Source organism: Streptomyces sp. NPDC058198 (assembly GCF_042882605.1).
Classification (GTDB): domain Bacteria; phylum Actinomycetota; class Actinomycetes; order Streptomycetales; family Streptomycetaceae; genus Streptomyces.
This window is the reverse complement of the sequence record NZ_JBHVVP010000012.1, coordinates 1-21,867: the sequence shown is the minus strand read 5'-3', so window position 1 is coordinate 21,867 and position 21,867 is coordinate 1. Positions and strand designations below refer to the sequence as shown.

The window sequence follows — 21,867 nt, the reverse complement described above, 5'->3', positions numbered from 1 at the left end:
GGATACCGTGCGGCCCGGAGGAGGACAGCCGGAGGAACGCGCCGACGGCTTACGCGCCCCCGTCGCCCTCCCGTTCCGCGAGGAACTTCTCGAACTCACGGCCGATCTCGTCGGCCGAGGGCAGCTCCGTCGGTTCGGCGACCAGATTGCCGCGGGTCTCGGCGCCCGCGACGGCGTCGTACTGATGCTCAAGCCCCTGCACCATCGTGACGAGTTCCTCGTCGCCCTCGCCCAACTGCCGCTCGATCTCGGTCTGGGTGCGCTGGGCCTCCGTACGCAGGGAGTGCGCGACGCTCGGCAGGACCAGGCCGGTCGCGGCCGTGATCGCCTCCAGCGCGGTCAGCGCCGCGTCCGGGTACGAGGACCGGGCGACATAGTGCGGGACGTGCGCGGCCACACCGAGGACGTCATGGTCCGATTCCATCAGCCGGTACTCGACGAGTGACTCGGCGCTGCCGGGGACCTGCGCCTCGTCGAACGGGCTGCGATGGCCCGGCATGAGGTCCGTGCGGTTGCCGTGCGGGGTGATGCCGACAGGGCGGGTGTGCGGAACGCCCATCGGGATTCCGTGGAAGTTGACCGAAAGACGCACACCGAGCCGGTCCACGATCTGGCGTACGGCCGCCGCGAAGCGCTCCCACTCGACATCCGGCTCGGGTCCTGACAGGAGCAGGAACGGCGCACCCGTGGCGTCCTGCACCAGGCGTACGTCGAGGGTCGGCGTCTCGTAATCCGTCCAGCGGTCGCGCCGGAAGGTCAGCAGCGGGCGCCGTGCGCGGTAGTCGACCAGCCTGTCGTGGTCGAAACGGGCCACTACCTGGTGGGGCAGCGACTCCAGCAGGTTCTCGACGATCTGGTCGCCGGTCTCACCCGCGTCGATATAGCCGTCGAAGTGGTAGAGCATGACCAGGCCCGCCGACTCCTGTGCCAGTGCCATGTCGACGACGGCGAGGCCCTTGGGCTCCCATGCGTACAAACCCTGCGGATCAAGCACGATTACCGCTCCTCCTCGTGTTCCTAGGAAAGAACGCCTCACGAGGCGAGTGCATTCCCCACGCCCCCCGTACGAAACCCGGGCCCCCGCTCGGCGTTGGTCCAGACCTTGACATGCCCAGAGCACATCTCTACCGTCACGGGGCAGTACCGGCGTTCAGAAACACGGTCATCGTTCATATATAAGAACGATGATCAGAACACGAGATCGACTCGGCACGACTCGACTCCGACGGGAAGGCACCCCCCATGCGCACCCGAACACTGCTTCCTGCCCTGCTGGCCCCGCTCCTCGCCACCGGTGGCCTGTCCCTGCTCGCCCCCTCGGCCGGCGCCGCCCCCGCGGGCGCCGCCGCGGTCATCCAGGTGACGACCGCCGCCCAGCTCAAGACGGCCCTCACCGACGCACGCCCCGGCGATACGATCCGGCTCGCCGACGGCACGTACAAGGGGAACTTCAAGGCGACCACCCCCGGCACCGCCGGCTCCCGTATCACTCTGACCGGCTCGTCCGCCGCGATCCTGACCACCGGCGGCGGGGGCTACGGCCTCCATCTCAACGGGGCCGCCTACTGGACCGTCCAGGGCGTCACCGTCACCGACGCCCAGAAGGGCATCGTGACGGACGCCGCCAACGGTGTCGTCATCGACTCCGTGACCGTGCACAACCTGGACATGGAGGGCGTGCACTTCCGCGCGTCGAGCAGCGACGGGATCCTCAGGAACTCGCGGATCTACGACACCGGCAACGACGGCCGGGGCATGGGTGAGGGCGTGTACGTCGGCAGCGCCAACACCCTCTCCGACCGCAGCGACAACGCGCAGATCCTCAACAACACGATCGGCCCGGACGTCGGCGGCGAGAACATCGACATCAAGGAAGGCACCACCGGCGCGCGGATCATCGGCAACACCTTCGACGGCAACGGTCTGACCGGTGCCAACTATGACGACTCCTGGGTCGACGTGAAGGGCAACAACGTGCTCGTCGAGGGCAACACCGGCCGGAACACCACGAACAACGGCTACGAGACCCACACCCAGCAGAGCGGCTGGGGCTGCGGCACGGTCTTCCGCTCCAACAAGTCGGACCTGAAGGGTTCGACGGGCGCCAACCAGCTCGCCATCAATGTCACCAACAACAGCACGAGCTGCCGCACGACGGTCTACAGCAGCAACACCGTGACCGGCGGCAAGGGCCTGACGAACATCCCCGTCACCTCCTGAGCCACCGTCACCTCCTGAGTCACCGTCACCTCCTGCGGCGCGCCGTCACCCCCTGAGACACCGCGCGGCACGGGGACAGCCGGCAGCATGCGTAAGGCCCGCTCCCCCTGAGGGGAACGGGCCTTACGTTCAGCTGTACTACCAGCTACCTACGAGGTCGGAGCGTCAGCTCTGACCACCGGCCAGCTTCTCGCGAAGGGCGGCCAGGGCCTCGTCCGACGCCAGGGCGCCGGAGTTGTCCGCGGACTCCGAGGAGTACGAGCCACCGGAGGCGGCCGGTGCACTGCCACCACCGGCGGGCGCGGCAGCACCCTCGGCGGCAGCGGCCTCGTCGGCCTCGCGGGACTTGATGACCTGGGCCTGGTGCTGCTCGAAGCGCGTCTGCGCCTCGGCGTACTGGCCCTCCCACGCCTCGCGCTGGGTCTCGAAGCCCTCGAGCCAGTCGTTGGTCTCGGGGTCGAAGCCCTCGGGGTAGATGTAGTTGCCCTGGTCGTCGTAGGACGCGGCCATGCCGTAGAGCGTCGGGTCGAACTCGACCGAGGCCGGGTCGCTGCCGAAGGACTCGTTGGCCTGCTTCAGCGAGAGGCTGATGCGGCGGCGCTCCAGGTCGATGTCGATGACCTTGACGAAGATCTCGTCGTTGACCTGGACGACCTGCTCCGGGATCTCCACGTGGCGCTCGGCCAGCTCGGAGATGTGGACCAGACCCTCGATGCCCTCGTCGACGCGGACGAACGCACCGAACGGAACGAGCTTGGTGACCTTACCCGGGACGACCTGACCGATCTGGTGCGTACGGGCGAACTGCTGCCACGGGTCTTCCTGCGTCGCCTTGAGCGACAGGGAGACGCGCTCGCGGTCCATGTCCACGTCGAGAACCTCGACGGTGACTTCCTGACCGACCTCGACAACCTCGGAGGGGTGGTCGATGTGCTTCCAGGACAGCTCGGACACGTGCACGAGACCGTCGACGCCGCCGAGGTCCACGAACGCACCGAAGTTGACGATCGAGGAAACGACGCCGGAGCGGACCTGGCCCTTCTGCAGGGTCGTGAGGAAGGTCTGACGAACCTCGCTCTGAGTCTGCTCCAGCCAGGCACGGCGGGACAGGACCACGTTGTTGCGGTTCTTGTCCAGCTCGATGATCTTGGCCTCGAGCTCCTTGCCCACGTAGGGCTGGAGGTCGCGGACGCGGCGCATCTCGACGAGGGAAGCCGGCAGGAAGCCACGGAGGCCGATGTCGAGGATGAGACCACCCTTGACCACCTCGATGACGGTGCCGGTGACGATGCCGTCCTCTTCCTTGATCTTCTCGATCGTGCCCCAGGCGCGCTCGTACTGAGCACGCTTCTTGGACAGGATGAGACGACCTTCCTTGTCCTCCTTCTGGAGAACCAGGGCCTCGATCTCGTCGCCGACCTTGACGACCTCATTGGGGTCGACGTCGTGCTTGATCGAAAGCTCGCGGGAAGGGATGACGCCTTCGGTCTTGTAACCGATGTCGAGCAGGACCTCGTCCCGGTCGACCTTCACGATGACGCCGTCGACGATGTCGCCGTCGTTGAAGTACTTGATCGTCTCGTCGATCGCGGCGAGGAAGGCTTCCTCGTTACCGATGTCGTTGACCGCAACCTGCGGGGTGGTGGCGGTGGTCTCGGTGCTGCTCGTCATGTGGGAAAGGGCTCCGGTGCGGACAGTGAGTCGTAGGTACTGCTACGCCGGGAGCCCGTATCGCCATCTGTCGGAGGCCGGACAGCCAAGGAAGCGCCGCCCCCGTACAACAGGGAAAGCGCCTCGACAACCGAGGGACTACAACAGATGCGAGCGCGGCTGCTACGTCTGAGGCGCGCAAGCCCGCAGCGCAACCTTTAGCATACGGGGGCAGCCGGGCACGGTCAATGCGCGAAGGCGCACACCCGGGGCGGAACGTCTCAAACCCGGCACATTCAGCGTTTGATGAGGCCACCCGGCCCCGCTTCCACTCCTCCGCACACTACGACGACGGACACGATGATCCAAGAGCCTGAGACCGAAGCCGTCCACGACCCCGAAGCCACCCGCCGCGACAGCGGTGACACGGAGAGCAGCCGGGCCAACCGCGGCTGGTGGGACCGGAACGCGGACGAGTACCAGATCGAACACGGCACCTTCCTCGGCGACGACCGTTTCGTCTGGAGCCCGGAGGGGCTCGACGAGGTGGAGGCCGGCCTGCTGGGACCGCCGGAGTCACTGCGCGGTCTCGACGTCCTGGAGATCGGGGCGGGCGCCGCGCAGTGTTCGCGCTGGCTGGCGGCGCAGGGCGCGCGCCCGGTGGCGCTGGATCTCTCGCACCGCCAGCTCCAGCACGCCCTGCGGATCGGCGAGGGCCGCTCCCTGGCCTTCCCGCTGGTGGAGGCGGACGCGGGCGCGCTGCCGTTCCGGGACGGCTCTTTCGACCTGGCGTGTTCCGCCTACGGCGCGATCCCCTTCGTCGCCGACCCGGTGAAGGTGTTCCGGGAGATACGCCGGGTGCTGCGGCCCGGCGGGCGCTGGGTCTTCTCCGTCACGCATCCGGTCCGCTGGGCGTTCCCCGACGAGCCGGGGCCCGAGGGCCTGTCGGTCGCGTCCTCCTACTTCGACCGCACTCCCTATGTGGAGCAGGACGAACAGGGGCGCGCCGTCTATGTGGAGCACCACAGGACGGTCGGCGACCGGGTGCGGGACGTGGTGGCCGGCGGATTCCGGCTGGTCGACCTGGTCGAACCGGAGTGGCCGGCCTGGAACACACAGGAGTGGGGCGGCTGGTCCCCGCTGCGCGGCGGTCTGATCCCGGGGACGGCGATCTTCGTCTGCGTACGAGACTGAGCGGGTGATCCGCGACGACATCCTCGGCAGCCTCCCCGTACACACCGCCCTCCCCGCGCTGGAACGGGCCCTCGACGGGCACGGCTGCGCGGTGCTGTGCGCACCACCGGGGACGGGCAAGACGACGCTCGTGCCGCTGGTGCTGGCCGGTCTGCTCGGCGACGGTCCGGTGCGGCGGGTGGTGGTCGCCGAGCCGCGACGGATCGCGGCGCGTGCGGCGGCCCGCCGAATGGCCTGGCTGCTCGGTGAGCGCGTAGGGGAGCGTGTCGGCTTCACCGTGCGCGGGGAGCGCGTGGTGGGGCGCGGCACGGTGGTGGAGGTGGTGACCACCGGCGTGCTGCTGCAGCGGCTCCAGCGCGACCAGGAGCTGGCCGGTGTCGATGTGGTGATCCTCGACGAGTGCCATGAACGGCATCTGGACGCGGACACGGTGGCGGCGTTCCTGCTGGACGTACGGGCCGCGCTGCGGCCGGAGCTGCGGCTGGTGGCGGCGTCGGCGACGACGGACGCGGCCGGCTGGGCACGGCTGCTGGGGGACGCTCCGGTGGTGGAGGCGCGGGGCGTCTCGTATCCGGTGGAGACCATCTGGGCGCCGCCCGTGAAGCCGGTACGGCCGCCCCATGGCATGCGGGTCGATCCGGCGCTGCTGACGCATGTGGCGTCGGTGGTGCGGCGGGCGCTGGCCGAGCGGGACGGCGACGTCCTCTGTTTCCTGCCGGGAGTGGGGGAAATCGGCAGGGTGGCGGGGCAGTTGGCGGAGGCCGGCGCCGAGGTGCTTCAGGTGCACGGGCGGGCGCCGGCCGCCGTGCAGGACGCGGTGCTGGCCGGCTCCTCGGGCCGCCGCAGGGTCGTACTGGCCACGGCGGTCGCCGAGTCGAGCCTGACGGTGCCCGGCGTGCGGATCGTCGTGGACGCGGGGCTCGCGCGCGAGCCCCGCACCGACCACGCGCGGGGGCTGAGCGCGCTCACGACCGTACGGGTGTCGCAGGCGGGCGCCCGGCAGCGGGCCGGGCGGGCCGGGCGCGAGGCCCCCGGCGCCGTCTACCGCTGCTGGGCGGAGGCCGAGGACAGCCGGCTGGCCCGCTTCCCCTCCCCCGAGATCAAGATCGCGGATCTGGCGGCCTTCGCGCTCCAGGCGGCGTGCTGGGGCGATCCGGACGCGAGCGGTCTCGCGCTGCTGGACCCGCCGCCGGCCGGGGCGATGGCGGCCGCGCGCACCGTACTGACCGCGATCGGCGCGGTGGAGGCGGCGGCGGACGGCGCGGCTGGTCCCGACGGTCCGGGGCGGGTGACCGACCGGGGCGTACGGATGGCCCGGCTCGGCCTGCACCCCCGGCTGGCGCGGGCGCTCCTCGACGGCGCCGGGCAGGTCGGGACGCGGCGCGCGGCGGAGGTGGTGGCACTGCTGAGCGAGGAACCGCCGAGGTCGTACGGGGACGATCTGGCGGCGGCCTGGCGTACGGCCCGCCAGGGCGGCGACGCCTATGCCGCCCGCTGGCGCCAGGAGGCGCGGCGGCTGGCCTCGGCGGCGGGCAAGGACACGGCGGGCCGTGAGCCGGGTGCCACAGATGACGCGGTCGCCGGGCTGGTCGCGGCGCTCGCCTTTCCGGAGCGCGTGGCGCGGGCGCGGGGCGAGGGGACGTATCTCATGGTGTCGGGCACCGGGGGTGAGCTGGGCGACGGGTCGCGGCTGCGCGGCTCGCCCTGGCTGGCGGTGGCGGTCGCGGACCGGCCGGCCACGGCGGCGGCCGCGCGGATCCGGCTCGCCGCGGTCATCGACGAGGACACGGCACGGACCGCCGCCGGACAGCTGCGGACGGCGGGCGAGGAGGTGCGCTGGGAGGACGGCGATGTCGTCGCCCGGACGGCGGAACGGCTGGGCGCGGTCGAGCTGTCCGTGCGCGCACTGAAGTCGCCGGCCCCGGGATTGGTGCGCACGGCGCTGCTGGACGGCCTGCGGCGCGAGGGGCTCGGGCTGCTGCGCTGGAACCGGGACACGCAGGGGCTGCGCGAGCGGCTCGCCTTTCTGCACCGGGAGGTGGGCGGCGGCTGGCCGGACGTCTCGGACGCCGCGCTGCTGGAGCGCGCGGACGAATGGCTGGAGCCGGAACTGTCCAAGGCCCGGCGCCGGTCGGACCTCAGGCGGCTCGACGCGGGCCAGGCGCTGCGGCGGCTGCTGCCCTGGGCGACGGGCGAGGCGGCGCGGCTGGACGAGCTGGCGCCGGAGCGTATCGAGGTGCCGAGCGGGTCACGGGTACGAGTGGAGTACGGCGGCGCGCAGCCCGTACTGGCGGTGAAGCTCCAGGAGTTGTTCGGGCTGCGGGAGACGCCGAGGGTCGCGGGGGTGCCGGTGCTGGTGCATCTGCTCTCCCCGGCCGGACGGCCCGCGGCGGTGACGGCGGACCTGGCGTCCTTCTGGCGGGACGGATACCGCGCCGTACGGGCGGAGCTGCGCGGCCGCTACCCCCGCCACCCCTGGCCCGAGGACCCGTCGACGGCGGCGGCCACGCGGCGCACGAACACCCGGCGGTGAGCACGGACGCGCCGAGCCGCGCCGGGCACGAGGCCGCGATGGCACGAGCCGCTCCGCGTGCGCACATGCCACCGCCCCTCCGTCCGGCCGGACGGAGGGGCGGTGGCGTGATGCGTGGCGCTCGGGTCAGGCGACCTTCAGTTCGATGGTCAGCGTCGCGCCGCCCTCGGTTTCGAGGCGGAGCAGGAACGTGCCCGTCGTGTCGTCCGCGAAGATCTTCGGCAGCTGGAGGAGGCCGTTGGCGTCCGTCTTCAGATCCTTCAGCTCCCGGAGCGGGGCGCCGTTCGCGTCCTTGAAGTACGGCCCCTTGCCGGGCGCCGTGGCATCGTCCGCAGAGGTGATCATGGCGGCGGTCACCGCCACACCCGACGCGGCGGCGCCCTTGAAGGTCGCCTTGAGCTCGACCGGGGCGGCGAACTCCGCGCCGGGCGCGGCCGTCAGCTCCTGGTCGGTGGTCCTGGCGAGCCCGTCCGCCTGGCGGGCCGTGACGGTCGCGGTGTGGTCGACGCCGGCGACATCCCGGACGGCGACGGTGGCCCGGATCGTGAACTCACCGGTCTGCTCGCCCGCCTGGACGGGCGGGGCGGTCGCCGCGCCGTCCGCGCCGGTGGCGACGGTCACCCTGGTCGCGCCTCCGGCGAACCGGGCGTCCGTCTCGCCGACGATCTCGAACCGCACCGGCTCCTTGGCGACCGGCCTGCCCGCCGCGTCCTCGGCCCGTACCGCGGCGCGCTCGGTGAACAGGCTGCCGGCCACGGCGGTCAGCGTGCCCGTGCCGGTCTTCTCGATCCGCTTGACGATGGGCTTCGGGGCGGGGGTGCCCGGCCCGTCGCTGTCGCCCGGGGCGGGGGTGGTCGGCCCTCCGCCGCCCGGCGTGGACGGGCCCGGGCTGCCGGAGCCGCCGGGCGCGGGGGTCGAGGGACCGGGGCTCGGCGAGCCGCCCGGCTTCGACGGGCTGGGGCTCGGCGACGGCGAGGGGCCCGGGTCGGCGGGGCCGGGGTCGGCCGGCAGCACGCCGGTGCCGTCCGGGACCTCGTGCGTGCCGTTCTTGTAGTACTGGAACCAGGTCAGGACCGTGTTCAGGTACTCCTGCGAGTGGTTGTAGCCCAGGATCGACTTGTGGAGGTCGCTCTCGACCGAGAGGTCGCGGTCCCCGGCGCAGAGATAGCGGCCGGCCGCCAGCGCCGCGTCATAGATGTTGTTGGGGTCCTTGCGTCCGTCGCCGTTGGCGTCCTGGCCCCAGGTGGCCCAGGTGGACGGGATGAACTGCATCGGGCCGACGGCACGGTCGTGTGTCACGTCGCCGTCGTACTCACCGTTGTCGGTGTCGGAGATATTGGCGAAGCCGACGCCGTTGAGGACGGGGCCGAGGATCGGCGCGAGCGTGGTGCCCGCGGCGTCCACCCGGCCGCCGCGCGCCTGACCCGACTCGACCTTGCCGATCGCGGCGAGCAGCTGCCACGGCAGATTGCAGCCGGGCTTGGTCTCCGCGAGGGACTGCTCCGCCTGCTTGTACGCGGCCAGGACGGAGGCGGGTATGCCCGCTTCCGCCGCACCCGCGGCCGGCAGATCGATCGACGCGCCGGGCTTGTCGGGCGTGGTCAGCGGCGGAAGCTCCGTGTAGTACGGGGAGTTGCCGGTGACCGCCGTGTCGCCGGAGGGCGAGGTCGCGTCGGCCGCCCGGGCCGCCCCCGCGTCGGTGGGGATGGCGCCGGGTGCCTGCGAGGCGGAGAGGGCCGCGATGGCGGCGGCGGCCACCGCGGTGGTGGTGGCTCCTCTGCGCAGTCGGCGGCCGAATAGCGCTGCCATACGTCTGGTCCCTCCCCATGGACGGCTGTTCGCGCTCCCGGCGCGAGAACTCAGGCGACCCTACGTCAACTCCTGGCTCCGGCACACCGGTAGGTGACCGGTTTTCACCAGTTCGCCACCTCCAGGTCGCCCGGAGCCCCGAAGTCCCCTCGAACCGCCCGGCGCGGGTCAGTGGGCCGCCGACTCCCAGTCCGTGCCCACGCCCACCGAGACATCCAGCGGCGCGCGCAGTTCGACCGCGGCCGGCATCTCGCGGCGGAGCAGCTCCTCCACCCGCTCGCGCTCGCCCGGGGCGATCTCCAGGACGATTTCGTCATGGACCTGGAGGAGCATCCGGGAGCTCAGACCGGCCTCGGTCATCGCCCGGTCCACCTGGAGCATGGCCACCTTCACGATGTCCGCGGCGGTGCCCTGGATGGGGGCGTTGAGCGCCATCCGCTCGGCCATCTCGCGGCGCTGGCGGTTGTCACTGTTGAGGTCGGGCAGATAGCGGCGGCGGCCGAGCATCGTCTCCGTGTAGCCCGTCGCCCTGGCCTCCACGACCGCTCGCTGCAGATAGTCCCGTACACCGCCGAAGCGCTCGAAGAACGTGTCCATCAGCCCGCGCGCCTCGGCCGCCTCGATGTTCAGCTGCTGGGAGAGGCCGAACGCCGAGAGCCCGTAGGCCAGTCCGTAGGACATCGCCTTGATCTTGCGGCGCATCTCGGGGTCGACCGCGGTCTTGTCCACGCCGAACACCTGGGAGGCGACGGTGGTGTGCAGGTCCTCGCCGGAGGTGAACGCCTCGATCAGGCCCGCGTCCTCGGAGAGATGGGCCATCACCCGCAGCTCGATCTGGCTGTAGTCGGCCGTCATCAGCGACTCGTAGCCCTCGCCGACGACGAAGCCGCGGCGGATCGCCCGGCCCTCGTCGGTGCGGACCGGGATGTTCTGCAGATTGGGGTCGGTGGAGGACAGCCGGCCGGTCGCCGCCACCGTCTGGTTGAAGGTGGTGTGGATCCGGCCGTCCGTCGCGATCGTCTTGATCAGGCCCTCGACCGTGACCCGCAGCTTCGCCTGCTCGCGGTGGCGCAGCATGATGACCGGCAGTTCGTGCTCGGTCTGGGCGGCGAGCCAGGCCAGCGCGTCCGCGTCGGTGGTGTAACCGGTCTTCGTCTTCTTGGTCTTGGGCAGGCCCAGCTCACCGAAGAGGACTTCCTGGAGCTGCTTGGGAGAGCCGAGGTTGAACTCGTGGCCGACCGCGGCGTGCGCCTCCTTCACCGCCTGCTGCACGGCGCCCGCGAACTGCTGCTCCATGGCCTCCAGATGGGCCCGGTCGGCGGCGATGCCGTGCCGCTCCATCCGGGCCAGCAGCGCGGACGTCGGCAGCTCCACATCATGGAGCAGCCCGGTGGCGCCGACCTCTCCCAGCCGCGCGGTGAACGCGTCGCCCAGGTCGAGGACGGCGCGGGCCTGGGTCATCAGCGCCTCGGCCTCGGCCTGCTCGTCCGTACCGAAGGCAAGCTGTCCGTCGGCGGAGGCCGCGGGGGCCAGCTCGCGGCCCAGATATTCGATGGCCAGCGCGTCCAGCGCGAAGGAGCGGCGGCCCGGCTTGACCAGATAGGCGGCCAGGGCGGTGTCCATGGTGACCCCGCCGACCCGCCAGCCGTGCTCGGGGGCGACCCGCATCGCGCCCTTCGCGTTATGCATCACCTTGGGGCGGTCCGCGGCGCCGAGCCAGGCCGCGAAGGCCTGCTCGTCGGCCTCGTCCAGCTGGGTGGAGTCGAACCAGGCCGCGGCGCCGCCGGCCGCGGCGAGCGCGACCTCGCTGACGCTTCCCACGCCCAGCGCCCAGGTGTCGACCGTGGCGACACCGAGCGGCTGCGCGCCGTGCTCCGCCAGCCAGGGCGCGAGCTCGCCGGAGCCCAGCACCGAGCCGTCCAGCTCCACTCCGGCGGCGGGCGCCGGGGCCTCGTCCTCGACCGCGCCGGGGTCCACGGCGAGCAGCCGCTCGCGCAGGCTGGGGTTGCGGATCTCCAGCACGTCGAGCACGCCCTTGACGGCCGCCCGGTCGTACGGGGCGCGCTCAAGGTCCTGCGGGGTCTTGGGCAGCTCGACGTCCCGCACCATTTCCGTGAGCCGGCGGTTGAGCCGCACCGACTCCAGGTGGTCGCGGAAGTTCTGCCCGGCCTTGCCCTTGACCTCGTCGGCGCGCGCGACCAGCTCGTCGAAGGAACCGAACTGGTTGATCCACTTCGCGGCGGTCTTCTCGCCGACGCCCGGGATGCCGGGGAGGTTGTCGGACGGGTCGCCGCGCAGGGCCGCGAAGTCCGGGTACTGCTGGGGCGAGAGTCCGTACTTCTCCTGGACCTTCTCCGGGGTGAAGCGCGTCAGCTCGGAGACGCCCTTGGTGGGGTACAGCACCGTCGTGTGCTCGCTGATGAGCTGGAAGGAGTCCCGGTCACCGGTGACGATCAGCACCTCGAAGCCCGCCGCCTCGGCCTGCGTGGCGAGGGTCGCGATGACGTCGTCCGCCTCGAAGCCGTCGATCGCGAACCGGTCCGCGCGCATGGCGTCCAGCAGCTCGCCGATCAGCTCGACCTGGCCCTTGAACTCGTCGGGCGTCTTCGAGCGGTTCGCCTTGTACTCCGGGAATTCCTCGGAGCGCCACGTCTTGCGGGACACGTCGAAGGCGACGGCGAAATGCGTGGGCGACTCGTCGCGCAGCGTGTTCGCCAGCATCGACGCGAAGCCGTAGATCGCGTTGGTCGGCTGACCGGTCGCGGTGGTGAAATTCTCCGCGGGCAGCGCGAAGAACGCCCTGTACGCCAGGGAGTGCCCGTCCATGAGGAGCAGGCGAGGACGGTTGTCTGCGGTGTTCTTCGATGCTGTCTCAGCCACGGACCCGATCCTGCCACGCCCCACTGACAATCCCGACCGGCCGGACCTCGGCCACCCGCTGTCGGTGGCCCGTGGCAGGATCGGAGAGATACGCGACAGACACAGGTCGTAGCCGGGAAACGCAGGTCCGAGGGAGAGCGCGATGGCCAGCAAGCCGCCCGCAGGTGATCCGGTCCAGGACGCGCCGCAGGTCACCGCGCCCAAGCGGGCGGCCGCGGGGCTCCCCGCCGTCGCGCACACGCTCCGTGTCGCCCAGCAGCAGATGGGCGTGCGGCGCACCGCGCAGACCCTGCTCAAGGTCAACCAGAAGGACGGCTTCGACTGCCCCGGCTGCGCCTGGCCCGAGGGCGATCACCGGCACACGGCGGAGTTCTGTGAGAACGGCGCGAAGGCCGTCGCGGAAGAGGCCACGCTGCGCCGGGTCACCCCCGATTTCTTCGCCGCCCATCCCGTGTCGGATCTCGCCACCCGCAGCGGCTACTGGCTGGGCCAGCAGGGCCGTATCACCCAGCCGATGCTGCTGGAGCGGGGAGCCGCAGCCGGAGGCAGCGACCACTACGAGCCGGTGACCTGGGAGCGGGCCTTCGCGATCATCGCGGAGGAGCTGACCGCGCTCGGCTCCCCCGACGAGGCCCTCTTCTACACCTCGGGCCGTACCAGCAACGAAGCGGCGTTCCTGCTGCAGCTCTTCGCGCGCGAGTTCGGCACGAACAATCTGCCCGACTGCTCCAACATGTGCCACGAGTCGTCGGGCTCCGCACTCATCGAGACCATCGGTATCGGCAAGGGCAGCGTCTCCCTGGAGGACCTGCACCAGGCCGATCTGATCATCGTGGCCGGACAGAATCCGGGCACCAACCATCCCCGGATGCTCTCCGCGCTGGAGAAGGCCAAGACGGCGGGCGCGAAGATCATCTCCGTGAATCCGCTGCCCGAGGCCGGACTCGAGCGGTTCAAGAATCCGCAGACACCGCAGGGCATGATCAAGGGCGCCGCCCTCAACGACCTCTTCCTGCAGATCCGTATCGGCGGCGACCAGGCCCTCTTCCGGCTGCTGAACAAGCTCATCCTGGACACACCGGGCGCCGTCGACGACGCCTTCGTCCGTGAACACACCCATGGCTACGAGGAGTTCACCGCGGCCGCGCGCGCCGCCGACTGGGACGAGACGCTGGCCGCCACCGGCCTGGAGCGCGCGGAGATCGAGCGGGCCCTCTCCCTGATCCTCGCCTCGCGGCGCACCATCGTCTGCTGGGCCATGGGGCTGACCCAGCACAAGCACTCCGTGCCCACCATCCGCGAAGTCGTCAACTTCCTTCTGTTGCGCGGCAACATCGGCCGTCCCGGCGCCGGCGTCTGCCCGGTGCGCGGACACTCCAATGTGCAGGGCGACCGCACGATGGGCATCTTCGAGCGGCCCGCCGCCGCCTTCCTCGACGCCCTGGACCAGGAGTTCGGCATCACCTCGCCGCGCCACCACGGCTATGACGTCGTACGGTCCATCGAGGCGCTGCGTGACGGCAGGGCCAAGGTCTTCTTCGCGATGGGCGGCAACTTCGTCGCCGCGACCCCGGACACGGCGGTCACCGAGGCCGCGATGCGCCGCGCCCGCCTCACCGTGCATGTCTCGACCAAGCTCAACCGCTCGCACGCGGTGACCGGGGCCCGCGCGCTGATCCTGCCCACCCTGGGCCGTACCGACAAGGACGTCCAGGCCGGCGGCCGGCAGATCGTGACCGTCGAGGACTCCATGGGCATGGTGCACGCCTCCCGGGGCAACCTGCCGCCCGCGAGCCCGCATCTGCTCTCCGAGCCCGCCATCGTCGCCCGGATGGCGCGCGCCGTCCTCGGGCCCGGGTCCACCACCCCGTGGGAGGACTTCGAGAAGGACTACGCCACCATCCGCGACCGGATAGCCCGCGTGATCCCCGGCTTCCAGGACTTCAACGCGCGCGTGGCCATTCCGGGCGGCTTCGCTCTCCCGCACGCCCCGCGCGACGAGCGCCGCTTCCCCACGGCCACCGGCAAGGCCAACTTCACCGCGGCGCCGGTGGAATACCCGGCACTGCCCGAGGGCCGGCTGCTGCTGCAGACCCTGCGCTCGCACGACCAGTACAACACCACGATCTACGGCCTCGACGACCGCTACCGCGGCATCAAGGGCGGCCGCCGCGTCGTCCTCGTCAATGCCGAGGACGCGGACGAACTGGGCCTCGCCGACGGCTCGTACACCGATCTGGTCAGCGAGTGGAAGGACGGCGTGGAGCGGCGCGCCCCCGGCTTCCGGGTGGTCCACTACCCCACCGCCCGCGGCTGCGCCGCCGCCTACTACCCGGAAACCAATGTGCTGGTCCCGCTCGGCGCCACGGCCGACATCAGCAACACCCCGGCGAGCAAGTCCGTCGTCGTGCGCTTCGAGCGGACGGACTGAGCGCACGGAGGCCCCCGGTCGCGGAAGGGCCCCCGGCTAAGCGCTCGCTCAGCCGTCTGGTAAGCAATACGGTGCGCACACCGCAGCGCTCACACGATCGGAGCCGGGCCCCATGGGTGAACAGACCGCCACCACGTTCCCGCAGGACATCATCGACGAGTACGCCGCGCTCGGCGTCGACCTGCCCGCGCTCTTCTCCGCGGGACACCTCGGCGCCCGGATGGGGGTGGAGATCCTTGAGGCGTCCGCCGAGCGCGTCGTCGGCACCATGCCCGTCGAGGGCAACACCCAGCCGTACGGGCTGCTGCACGGCGGGGCGTCGGCCGTCCTCGCGGAGACCCTCGGCTCCATCGGCGCGATGATGCACGGCCGCAGCGCGAAGATCGCGGTGGGCGTGGACCTCAACTGCACACACCACCGCGGCGTCCGCAGCGGAGTGGTGACCGGCGTGGCGACCCCCGTCCACCGCGGCCGCACCACCGCGACATACGAGATCGTCATCACCGACGAGCAGGACAAGCGCGTCTGCACCGCCCGGCTGACCTGCCTCCTGCGCGACGCGACCGACAGCGGCGCGGCCAAGTAACGAGGCACCCAACCCGGTGCACGCCGCTTGTGACACGCCGGAACCACCGCCTAGCGTGCGCGCATGGGTCGGATCGGGCTGCGCGGCCTCACCGGGGGCATCGGGTGCGTGCTCGCGCTCTGCGCGGCCGTAACGGGGTGTGGCAGTGGCGGAACATCCGGTCCCGACACCCGCGACACCCCCGCGGCGCACCGCACCACCCCGGCAGAGCTGTGCGCCTCGCTGGTCTCGTACTGGGCGAAGGAAGCCCTCAAGGGCAGCCAGTGGGCCGGCCTCGACTGGGAACAGAAGGGGCTGTCCAACGAGCAGTACGTGATCCATGACGACGTCCTGTCAGCGGCCCGCGCGGAGCGGAGGAAACACGGCACCGCGGCGGCTGAAGCGCTGATCGACCGCGAGACGAAGAAGAGGTGCACCGCCCAGAACGGCGCCACCGGCAGTTCGGAGAACTGGCGCGCGCCGAAGTGAGCTTTCCCGCCCGCCTCTCTTCTCACGCTGTGTAACAACGATGTGAACGGGGATCCTTCCGCTGCCCGCTGTCAGACCCCCGGCTGCCCGCTTCAGGGCTTTCACGTGCCCGATTGGCCGTCAGCACCAAAACGGCCCCACGTCCCTTAGCGGAACTGCGCGTTCTCACTATGCGGTCAATCCCGAAAACGCGGAAAAGCCCGATCCGTCCGGGCTGCGGCCATCAGCCCTTGGCCCTGGCATAACAAGAGAGTCACATCCTGAGCACACCGCTCCATGAGTCGCTCACCTGCGCTTAGAGTCACGGCCAGTCACCGCGCCGCCGGGCGTGCATTCGGCTCGCTCCTGATACCGACCCAGTGCGGCCCGGCGAACGCAACGGCACCTCAGCAGAGGAGGCCGCGCCAGGGAAAGGATTCACCGTGCGACACCGTTCCTTGCTCATCCTCACCACCGTGATCACCACGGGAGCGCTCACTCTCACCGCTTGTGGCTCTCGCGACGAGGGCAAGAGCACTGGCGGAAGCGACAAGATAACGGTCGTTATCGGTGTCGACGCGCCGCTCACCGGATCGCTTTCCGCGCTCGGTCAGGGCATCAAGAACTCGGTCGACCTCGCCGCCAAGACCGCGAACAAGAACAACGAGGTCCCGGGCGTCGAGTTCAAGATCGAAGCCCTCGACGACCAGGCCGTTCCGGCCTCCGGCCAGGCCAACGCCACCAAGCTCGTCGGCAGCAAGGACGTCCTCGGCGTCGTCGGCCCGCTGAACTCCGGCGTCGCCCAGTCGATGCAGGGCGTCTTCAACTCGGCGAAGCTCCTCCAGGTCTCGCCCGCCAACACCAACCCGGCGCTGAGCCAGGGCGACAACTGGGCCACGGGCGACCTCAAGCGGCCGTTCGCGTCGTACTTCCGCACCGCCGCCACGGACGTCGTCCAGGGCAAGTTCGCCGCGCAGTACTACTACAACGACGCGAAGAAGAAGAAGGTCTTCGTCGTCGACGACAAGCAGACCTACGGCGCCGGCCTCGCCGCGATCTTCTCCGACGAGTTCAAGCGCCTCGGCGGCAAGGTCGTCGGCACCGACCACGTCACGGTCAAGGAGACGGACTTCTCCAGCACCGCCGACAAGGTCAAGGCCTCCGGCGCGGACTCCGTCTACTTCGGTGGCCAGTACCCCGAGGGCGGTCTGCTCTCGGACCAGATCAAGAAGACGGGCGCCAAGATCCCCACCATGGGTGGCGACGGCATCTACGACCCGAACTTCATCGCCGCGTCCGGCGAGTCCAACGACGGTGACTTCGCCACCTCCATCGGCTACCCGGTGGAGAAGCTCGACACCGCGAAGAAGTTCATCGCCGACTACGCGGCCGGCGGCTACAAGGACCCGTACGCGGCCTACGGCGGCTACTCCTACGACGCCGCCTGGACCGTCATCCAGGCCGTCAAGGCCGTCGTCGCCGCCAACGACGGCAAGCTGCCCGAGGACGCCCGCGCCAAGGTCGTCGAGGCCGCCGGCGCAGTCGAGTTCGACGGAGTGACCGGCAAGGTCGCCTTCGACGAGTACGGCGACACCACGAACAAGCAGCTCACCGTCTACAAGGTGGAAGGCGGCGTCTGGAAGGACGTCAAGAGCGCCACGTTCGAGGACTGACCGACCCGCACTGCCCCGCAACACGACCGAAGCCGCGCGGGGGCGCACACAGCGCCCCCGCGCGGTGTCATATCCGACACGCTCATCGGAGGCCCTGCGGTGAACGAACTGCCGCAACAGCTGGCCAACGGCCTTGCCCTCGGCGCCCTTTACGGCTTGATCGCCATTGGGTACACGATGGTCTACGGCATCGTCCAGCTCATCAACTTCGCCCATGGCGAGATCTTCATGATCGGGGGCTTCGGCGCTCTCACCACCTATACCTGGCTCCCCAGCGGAACCTCCCTGCTGGTGGCGATCCCGCTCATGATCGTAGGTGGCGCCATAGCCTCGGTGGCCGTGGCCACCGCAGCCGAACGCTTCGCCTACCGCCCCCTGAGAGGGGCCCCCCGACTGGCCCCGCTGATCACCGCGATCGGTCTGTCCATCGCGCTGCAGCAGCTCATCTGGGCGTTCTACCCCGACGCCAAGAAGGCCGTCAGCTTCCCCGAATTCAAGGGCGAGTCCTTCCAGCTCACGGACAACCTCTACGTCCAGCGCGCGGACGCCTTCATCTTCGTCCTCGCGCCGCTCTGCATGATCGCCCTCGGCCTCTTCGTCTCCAAGAGCCGCAGCGGACGCGCCATGCAGGCCACGTCCCAGGACCGGGACACGGCCAAGCTCATGGGGATCAACACCGACCGCATCATCGTGATGGCCTTCGCCATCGGCGCCGCCTTCGCCGCGGTCGCGGCGGTCGCCTACGGACTCGACAAGGGCCAGATCAACTTCGAGATGGGCTTCCTCCTCGGACTCAAGGCGTTCACCGCCGCGGTCCTCGGCGGCATCGGCAACATCTACGGAGCGATGGTCGGCGGAGTCGTACTCGGCCTCGCCGAAGCCATGTCGATCGCCTACATCGAAGAAATCCCCGGCATGCAGCAGCTCGGCGGAGGCGCCTGGGCCAACGTCTGGGCATTCGTACTTCTCATCGTCGTCCTCCTCGTCAGGCCACAAGGTCTGCTCGGTGAGCGCGTCGCGGATCGGGCGTGAGATCGATGACCGACACAGCCTCCTCCCGCACCACCCAGCTGCGCGTCCTCGCCCTCGTCGGCGGCGTCGCCACCGTGGCCAGCACCTTCCTGTCCTGGACCTACACCTCCGAGTTCCCCGGCGACCTCACCGTCTACGGCTACCCGGGCGGCCTCCAGGTCCTCACGCTGGTCGCGGGGCTGCTCACCGCGCTCTTCGCCCTGTCCGCGCTGGACATCAAGGGCCTGCGCTGGCTCACCCCCACCGGCTCCGCCAAAGCACTCCAGATGCTCGCCCTCGGCGGCCTGGCCACCACCTGGTTCACGGTCGTCGCCATCGCCGTCGAACTGGGCGGCGTGGTCAACCTCGAACCCGGCGGTTACGTGGCGGCGGTCGCCTCCGTCATCCCCGTCGTCGCGGCGTTCCTGCTCCCCGACGACACCCGTCAGGCCAAGCGGCCCAAGGAACTGCCCTCCTGGGCGGAGATCCTGATCATCGTCGGCGTGTTCGCCGTCGGCCTGTACGCCTTCACGTACGGCATCGACACCGAGTACGCCGAACTGTTCACCGGCTACCTGCTCACCGTCGGATTCGCCGCCACCGCCCTCTTCAAGGCCGGCCTCATGGCGCGTATCAACGGCCTCACCGCCAAGTACCGCATGATCGCCGTCACCGCCGCGTTCGTTGCCGCGGCCGCGTTCCCCTTCACCCAGAGCACCGACCAGTTCACCCTGATCGCGGTCAACATCCTCATCTTCGCGACCGTCGCCCTCGGACTGAACATCGTTGTCGGCCTCGCCGGCCTGCTCGACCTCGGATACGTCGCGTTCCTCGGCGTCGGTGCCTACACCGCCGCGCTCGTCTCCGGAACCACCGCGTCCGTCTTCGATGTGCACTTCCCGTTCTGGGCTGCCGTCCTCACCGGCGCCGCCGTGTCCCTGATCTTCGGCGTCCTCATCGGCGCACCCACCCTGCGGCTGCGCGGCGACTACCTCGCCATCGTCACCCTCGGCTTCGGAGAGATCTTCCGCATCGCCGTCGGCAACCTCGACGGAGCCTCAGGACCCCGGATCACCAACGGCCCCAACGGTGTCCCGAACATCCCCGACCTCAACTTCTTCGGGTACAACTTCGGCGAAGCGCACACCATCCTCGGCTTCGAACTCGGCTCCTACGCCAACTACTACCTGCTGATGCTGGTCGCCATGATCCTCGTGGTGACCGTCTTCAGCCGGGCCGGCAACTCCCGCATCGGCCGCGCCTGGGTCGCCATCCGCGAGGACGAGACCGCCGCCACCGCCATGGGCATCAACGGCTTCCGCGTCAAGCTCATCGCCTTCGCACTCGGCGCCACCCTGGCCGGCCTCGCCGGCACCGTACAGGCGCACGTCCAGCACACCGTGGTCCCGGAGATGTACGTCTTCGCCGGCCCCGTGCCCCCCAACTCCGCCTTCCTGCTCGCCGCGGTCATCCTCGGCGGCATGGGCACCATCAGCGGACCGCTGATCGGCGCCTCCCTGCTCTACCTGATCCCCGCGAAGCTGCAGTTCCTCCAGGACTACCAGCTCCTCGGCTTCGGAATCGCACTCATCCTGCTGATGCGGTTCCGCCCCGAAGGCCTCATCGCCAACCGGCGCGCACAGCTCGAATACCACGAGACCGGCCAACTCGACGTACCGGACGACAAACCCGGCGCAGGCGTCGGCATCGCCAAGGCGGGGGCGTGAACGACATGACGACCGCGACCACCACCAGCACCGTGCTCGACGCCAGCGGCGTCACCATGCGATTCGGCGGCCTGACCGCCGTACGCTCGGTCGACCTCACCGTCGGCGCGGGCGAGATCGTCGGCCTCATCGGCCCCAACGGCGCCGGCAAGACCACGTTCTTCAACTGCCTCACCGGTCTGTACGTACCGACCGAGGGCAAGGTCACCTACAAGGGCACCGTCCTGCCGCCCAAGCCCCACCTGGTCACCCAGGCAGGCATCGCCCGTACGTTCCAGAACATCAGGCTCTTCGCCAACATGACCGTCCTGGAGAACGTCCTCGTCGGACGCCACACCAGGACCAAGGAAGGCCTCTGGTCCGCGCTCCTGCGCGGCCCCGGCTTCAAGAAGGCCGAGGCCGCCTCCCACGAGCGCGCCATGGAACTCCTGGAGTTCATCGGCCTCCAGCACAAGGCCGACCACCTCGCCCGCAACCTCCCCTACGGCGAGCAGCGCAAGCTCGAAATCGCCCGCGCCCTGGCGAGCGAGCCCGGCCTGCTGCTCCTCGACGAGCCCACCGCCGGAATGAACCCGCAGGAGACCCGGGTCACCAAGGAGCTCGTCTTCGCCATCCGGGACCAGGGCATCGCCGTACTCGTCATCGAGCACGACATGCGGTTCATCTTCAACCTGTGCGACCGGGTCGCCTGTCTCGTCCAGGGCGAGAAGCTCGTCGAAGGCACCTCGGAAGTCGTCCAGGGCGACGAGCGTGTCATCGCCGCCTACCTCGGCACCCCCTTCGAAGGCGCCCCCGGCGCCGAGGAGGTCGCCGCGGTCGAGGCGGCGGAGGCGGGGGCGGCCGACGCACAGGGCGGCACCGGCACCACCAGCACCACCGGTTCGGAAGGGGACGCGAAATGACCGCACTCCTCGAGGTCGAGGACCTCAAGGTCGCCTACGGCAAGATCGAGGCCGTCAAGGGCATCTCCTTCAGCGTCGAAGCCGGCCAGGTCGTCACCCTCATCGGCACCAACGGTGCGGGCAAGACCACCACGCTGCGGACCCTGTCGGGGCTCCTCAAGCCCGCCGCCGGCCGGATCATGTTCGACGGGAAGCCCCTCAGCGGGGTTCCCGCCCACAAGATCGTGGCGCTGGGCCTGGCCCACTCCCCCGAGGGCCGGCACATCTTCCCCCGGCTGACGATCACGGAAAACCTCCAGCTCGGAGCGTTCCTGCGGACGGACAAGGCCGGCATCGAGAAGGACGTCCAGCGCGCCTACGACCTCTTCCCCATCCTGGGCGAACGTCGCAAGCAGGCCGCGGGCACCCTCTCCGGTGGCGAGCAGCAGATGCTGGCCATGGGGCGCGCCCTGATGTCCCAGCCCAAGCTGCTGATGCTGGACGAGCCGTCCATGGGCCTCTCCCCGATCATGATGCAGAAGATCATGGAGACCATCGTCGAGCTCAGGGAGCAGGGCACGACCATCCTGCTCGTGGAGCAGAACGCCCAGGCGGCGCTCTCGCTCGCGGACCAGGGCCACGTCATGGAGATCGGCAAGATCGTCCTGTCGGGCACGGGTGAGTCCCTGCTGCACGACGAGTCGGTACGCAAGGCGTATCTGGGCGAGGACTGAGAGCCTGTCGGGTGACCTTCGATCGGAGAGCGGACGCGGTCTGGTGCGTGCGATTCCAAGGCGCCGGGATGTCCTCGTAGCGGAGCTACTA

The 21,867-nt window shown here is 70.1% G+C and carries 15 protein-coding genes; 11 read left to right on the top strand and 4 right to left on the bottom strand.

Annotated elements, in window-relative coordinates; translation table 11 throughout:
- Positions 1-49 precede the first annotated feature (49 nt).
- The gene (locus tag ACFVWW_RS28550) at positions 50-994 is read right to left on the bottom strand and encodes a PAC2 family protein (protein WP_384183633.1); all 945 of its coding nucleotides are present in this window, start codon (positions 992-994) and stop codon (positions 50-52) included.
- A gap of 248 nt (positions 995-1,242) precedes the next feature.
- On the opposite strand from ACFVWW_RS28550, the gene ACFVWW_RS28545 reads away from it, so the two are divergent.
- Positions 1,243-2,220 carry a sheath polysaccharide-degrading enzyme gene (locus ACFVWW_RS28545; RefSeq protein WP_384183635.1) on the top strand — a complete coding sequence of 326 codons (978 nt, stop codon included), beginning with the start codon at positions 1,243-1,245 and terminating at the stop codon, positions 2,218-2,220.
- Between the two features lie 165 nt (positions 2,221-2,385).
- Here ACFVWW_RS28545 and rpsA read toward each other — a convergent pair whose 3' ends face one another.
- Positions 2,386-3,891 carry a 30S ribosomal protein S1 gene (rpsA, locus tag ACFVWW_RS28540; protein WP_384183637.1) on the bottom strand — a complete coding sequence of 502 codons (1,506 nt, stop codon included), beginning with the start codon at positions 3,889-3,891 and terminating at the stop codon, positions 2,386-2,388.
- 339 nt (positions 3,892-4,230) lie between these two features.
- Between rpsA and ACFVWW_RS28535 the strand changes: the two genes are divergently transcribed.
- Entirely contained in the window at positions 4,231-5,064 is an 834-nt protein-coding gene (locus ACFVWW_RS28535) for a class I SAM-dependent methyltransferase (protein ID WP_384183640.1), read from the top strand.
- A 4-nt stretch (positions 5,065-5,068) separates the two neighbouring features.
- Entirely contained in the window at positions 5,069-7,597 is a 2,529-nt protein-coding gene (gene hrpB, locus ACFVWW_RS28530; RefSeq protein ID WP_386877794.1) for an ATP-dependent helicase HrpB, read from the top strand.
- A gap of 126 nt (positions 7,598-7,723) precedes the next feature.
- On the opposite strand, the gene ACFVWW_RS28525 is transcribed toward hrpB, so the two are convergent.
- Both ACFVWW_RS28525 and polA read right to left on the bottom strand, forming a co-directional pair.
- Complete coding sequence (locus ACFVWW_RS28525) at positions 7,724-9,406, bottom strand: lytic transglycosylase domain-containing protein (RefSeq protein WP_386877795.1); 1,683 nt, start codon at positions 9,404-9,406, stop codon at positions 7,724-7,726.
- A gap of 168 nt (positions 9,407-9,574) precedes the next feature.
- Complete coding sequence (gene polA, locus ACFVWW_RS28520) at positions 9,575-12,286, bottom strand: DNA polymerase I (protein ID WP_384331369.1); 2,712 nt, start codon at positions 12,284-12,286, stop codon at positions 9,575-9,577.
- Positions 12,287-12,428: 142 nt separating this feature from the next.
- On the opposite strand from polA, the gene ACFVWW_RS28515 reads away from it, so the two are divergent.
- The 8 genes from ACFVWW_RS28515 to ACFVWW_RS28480 all read left to right on the top strand — a co-directional run bounded on the left by ACFVWW_RS28515 (position 12,429) and on the right by ACFVWW_RS28480 (position 21,776).
- Positions 12,429-14,717 carry an FdhF/YdeP family oxidoreductase gene (locus ACFVWW_RS28515; protein WP_386877796.1) on the top strand — a complete coding sequence of 763 codons (2,289 nt, stop codon included), beginning with the start codon at positions 12,429-12,431 and terminating at the stop codon, positions 14,715-14,717.
- A 112-nt stretch (positions 14,718-14,829) separates the two neighbouring features.
- Entirely contained in the window at positions 14,830-15,303 is a 474-nt protein-coding gene (locus ACFVWW_RS28510) for a hotdog fold thioesterase (protein WP_384183654.1), read from the top strand.
- Between the two features lie 63 nt (positions 15,304-15,366).
- The gene (locus tag ACFVWW_RS28505; RefSeq protein WP_384183656.1) at positions 15,367-15,771 is read left to right on the top strand and encodes a hypothetical protein; all 405 of its coding nucleotides are present in this window, start codon (positions 15,367-15,369) and stop codon (positions 15,769-15,771) included.
- 422 nt (positions 15,772-16,193) lie between these two features.
- The gene (locus tag ACFVWW_RS28500) at positions 16,194-17,423 is read left to right on the top strand and encodes a branched-chain amino acid ABC transporter substrate-binding protein (RefSeq protein ID WP_384183659.1); all 1,230 of its coding nucleotides are present in this window, start codon (positions 16,194-16,196) and stop codon (positions 17,421-17,423) included.
- Between the two features lie 99 nt (positions 17,424-17,522).
- Positions 17,523-18,455, top strand: coding sequence for a branched-chain amino acid ABC transporter permease (locus ACFVWW_RS28495; protein WP_384183662.1), 933 nt, complete (start codon positions 17,523-17,525; stop codon positions 18,453-18,455).
- 5 nt (positions 18,456-18,460) lie between these two features.
- Positions 18,461-20,161, top strand: a complete 1,701-nt coding sequence (locus ACFVWW_RS28490) for a branched-chain amino acid ABC transporter permease (RefSeq protein WP_386877797.1) — start codon at positions 18,461-18,463, stop codon at positions 20,159-20,161.
- Between the two features lie 5 nt (positions 20,162-20,166).
- Complete coding sequence (locus ACFVWW_RS28485) at positions 20,167-21,063, top strand: ABC transporter ATP-binding protein (RefSeq protein WP_386877921.1); 897 nt, start codon at positions 20,167-20,169, stop codon at positions 21,061-21,063.
- A complete protein-coding gene (locus ACFVWW_RS28480; RefSeq protein ID WP_384183667.1) occupies positions 21,060-21,776 on the top strand; it encodes an ABC transporter ATP-binding protein in 717 nt (238 codons plus the stop codon). Before ACFVWW_RS28485 ends, ACFVWW_RS28480 begins: the two co-directional genes overlap by 4 nt.
- The last annotated feature ends 91 nt before the right edge of the window (positions 21,777-21,867 follow it).

What these genes read in the sequence shown, in the direction of transcription:
- ACFVWW_RS28510 (WP_384183654.1), top strand. Translation starts at nt 14,830, where the DNA reads ATGGGTGAACAGACCGCCACCACGTTCCCGCAGGACATCATCGACGAG.
- ACFVWW_RS28515 (WP_386877796.1), top strand. Translation starts at nt 12,429, where the DNA reads ATGGCCAGCAAGCCGCCCGCAGGTGATCCGGTCCAGGACGCGCCGCAG.
- rpsA (WP_384183637.1), bottom strand. Translation starts at nt 3,891, where the DNA reads ATGACGAGCAGCACCGAGACCACCGCCACCACCCCGCAGGTTGCGGTC.
- ACFVWW_RS28505 (WP_384183656.1), top strand. Translation starts at nt 15,367, where the DNA reads ATGGGTCGGATCGGGCTGCGCGGCCTCACCGGGGGCATCGGGTGCGTG.
- ACFVWW_RS28490 (WP_386877797.1), top strand. Translation starts at nt 18,461, where the DNA reads ATGACCGACACAGCCTCCTCCCGCACCACCCAGCTGCGCGTCCTCGCC.
- ACFVWW_RS28485 (WP_386877921.1), top strand. Translation starts at nt 20,167, where the DNA reads ATGACGACCGCGACCACCACCAGCACCGTGCTCGACGCCAGCGGCGTC.
- ACFVWW_RS28545 (WP_384183635.1), top strand. Translation starts at nt 1,243, where the DNA reads ATGCGCACCCGAACACTGCTTCCTGCCCTGCTGGCCCCGCTCCTCGCC.
- ACFVWW_RS28525 (WP_386877795.1), bottom strand. Translation starts at nt 9,406, where the DNA reads ATGGCAGCGCTATTCGGCCGCCGACTGCGCAGAGGAGCCACCACCACC.
- ACFVWW_RS28535 (WP_384183640.1), top strand. Translation starts at nt 4,231, where the DNA reads ATGATCCAAGAGCCTGAGACCGAAGCCGTCCACGACCCCGAAGCCACC.
- ACFVWW_RS28480 (WP_384183667.1), top strand. Translation starts at nt 21,060, where the DNA reads ATGACCGCACTCCTCGAGGTCGAGGACCTCAAGGTCGCCTACGGCAAG.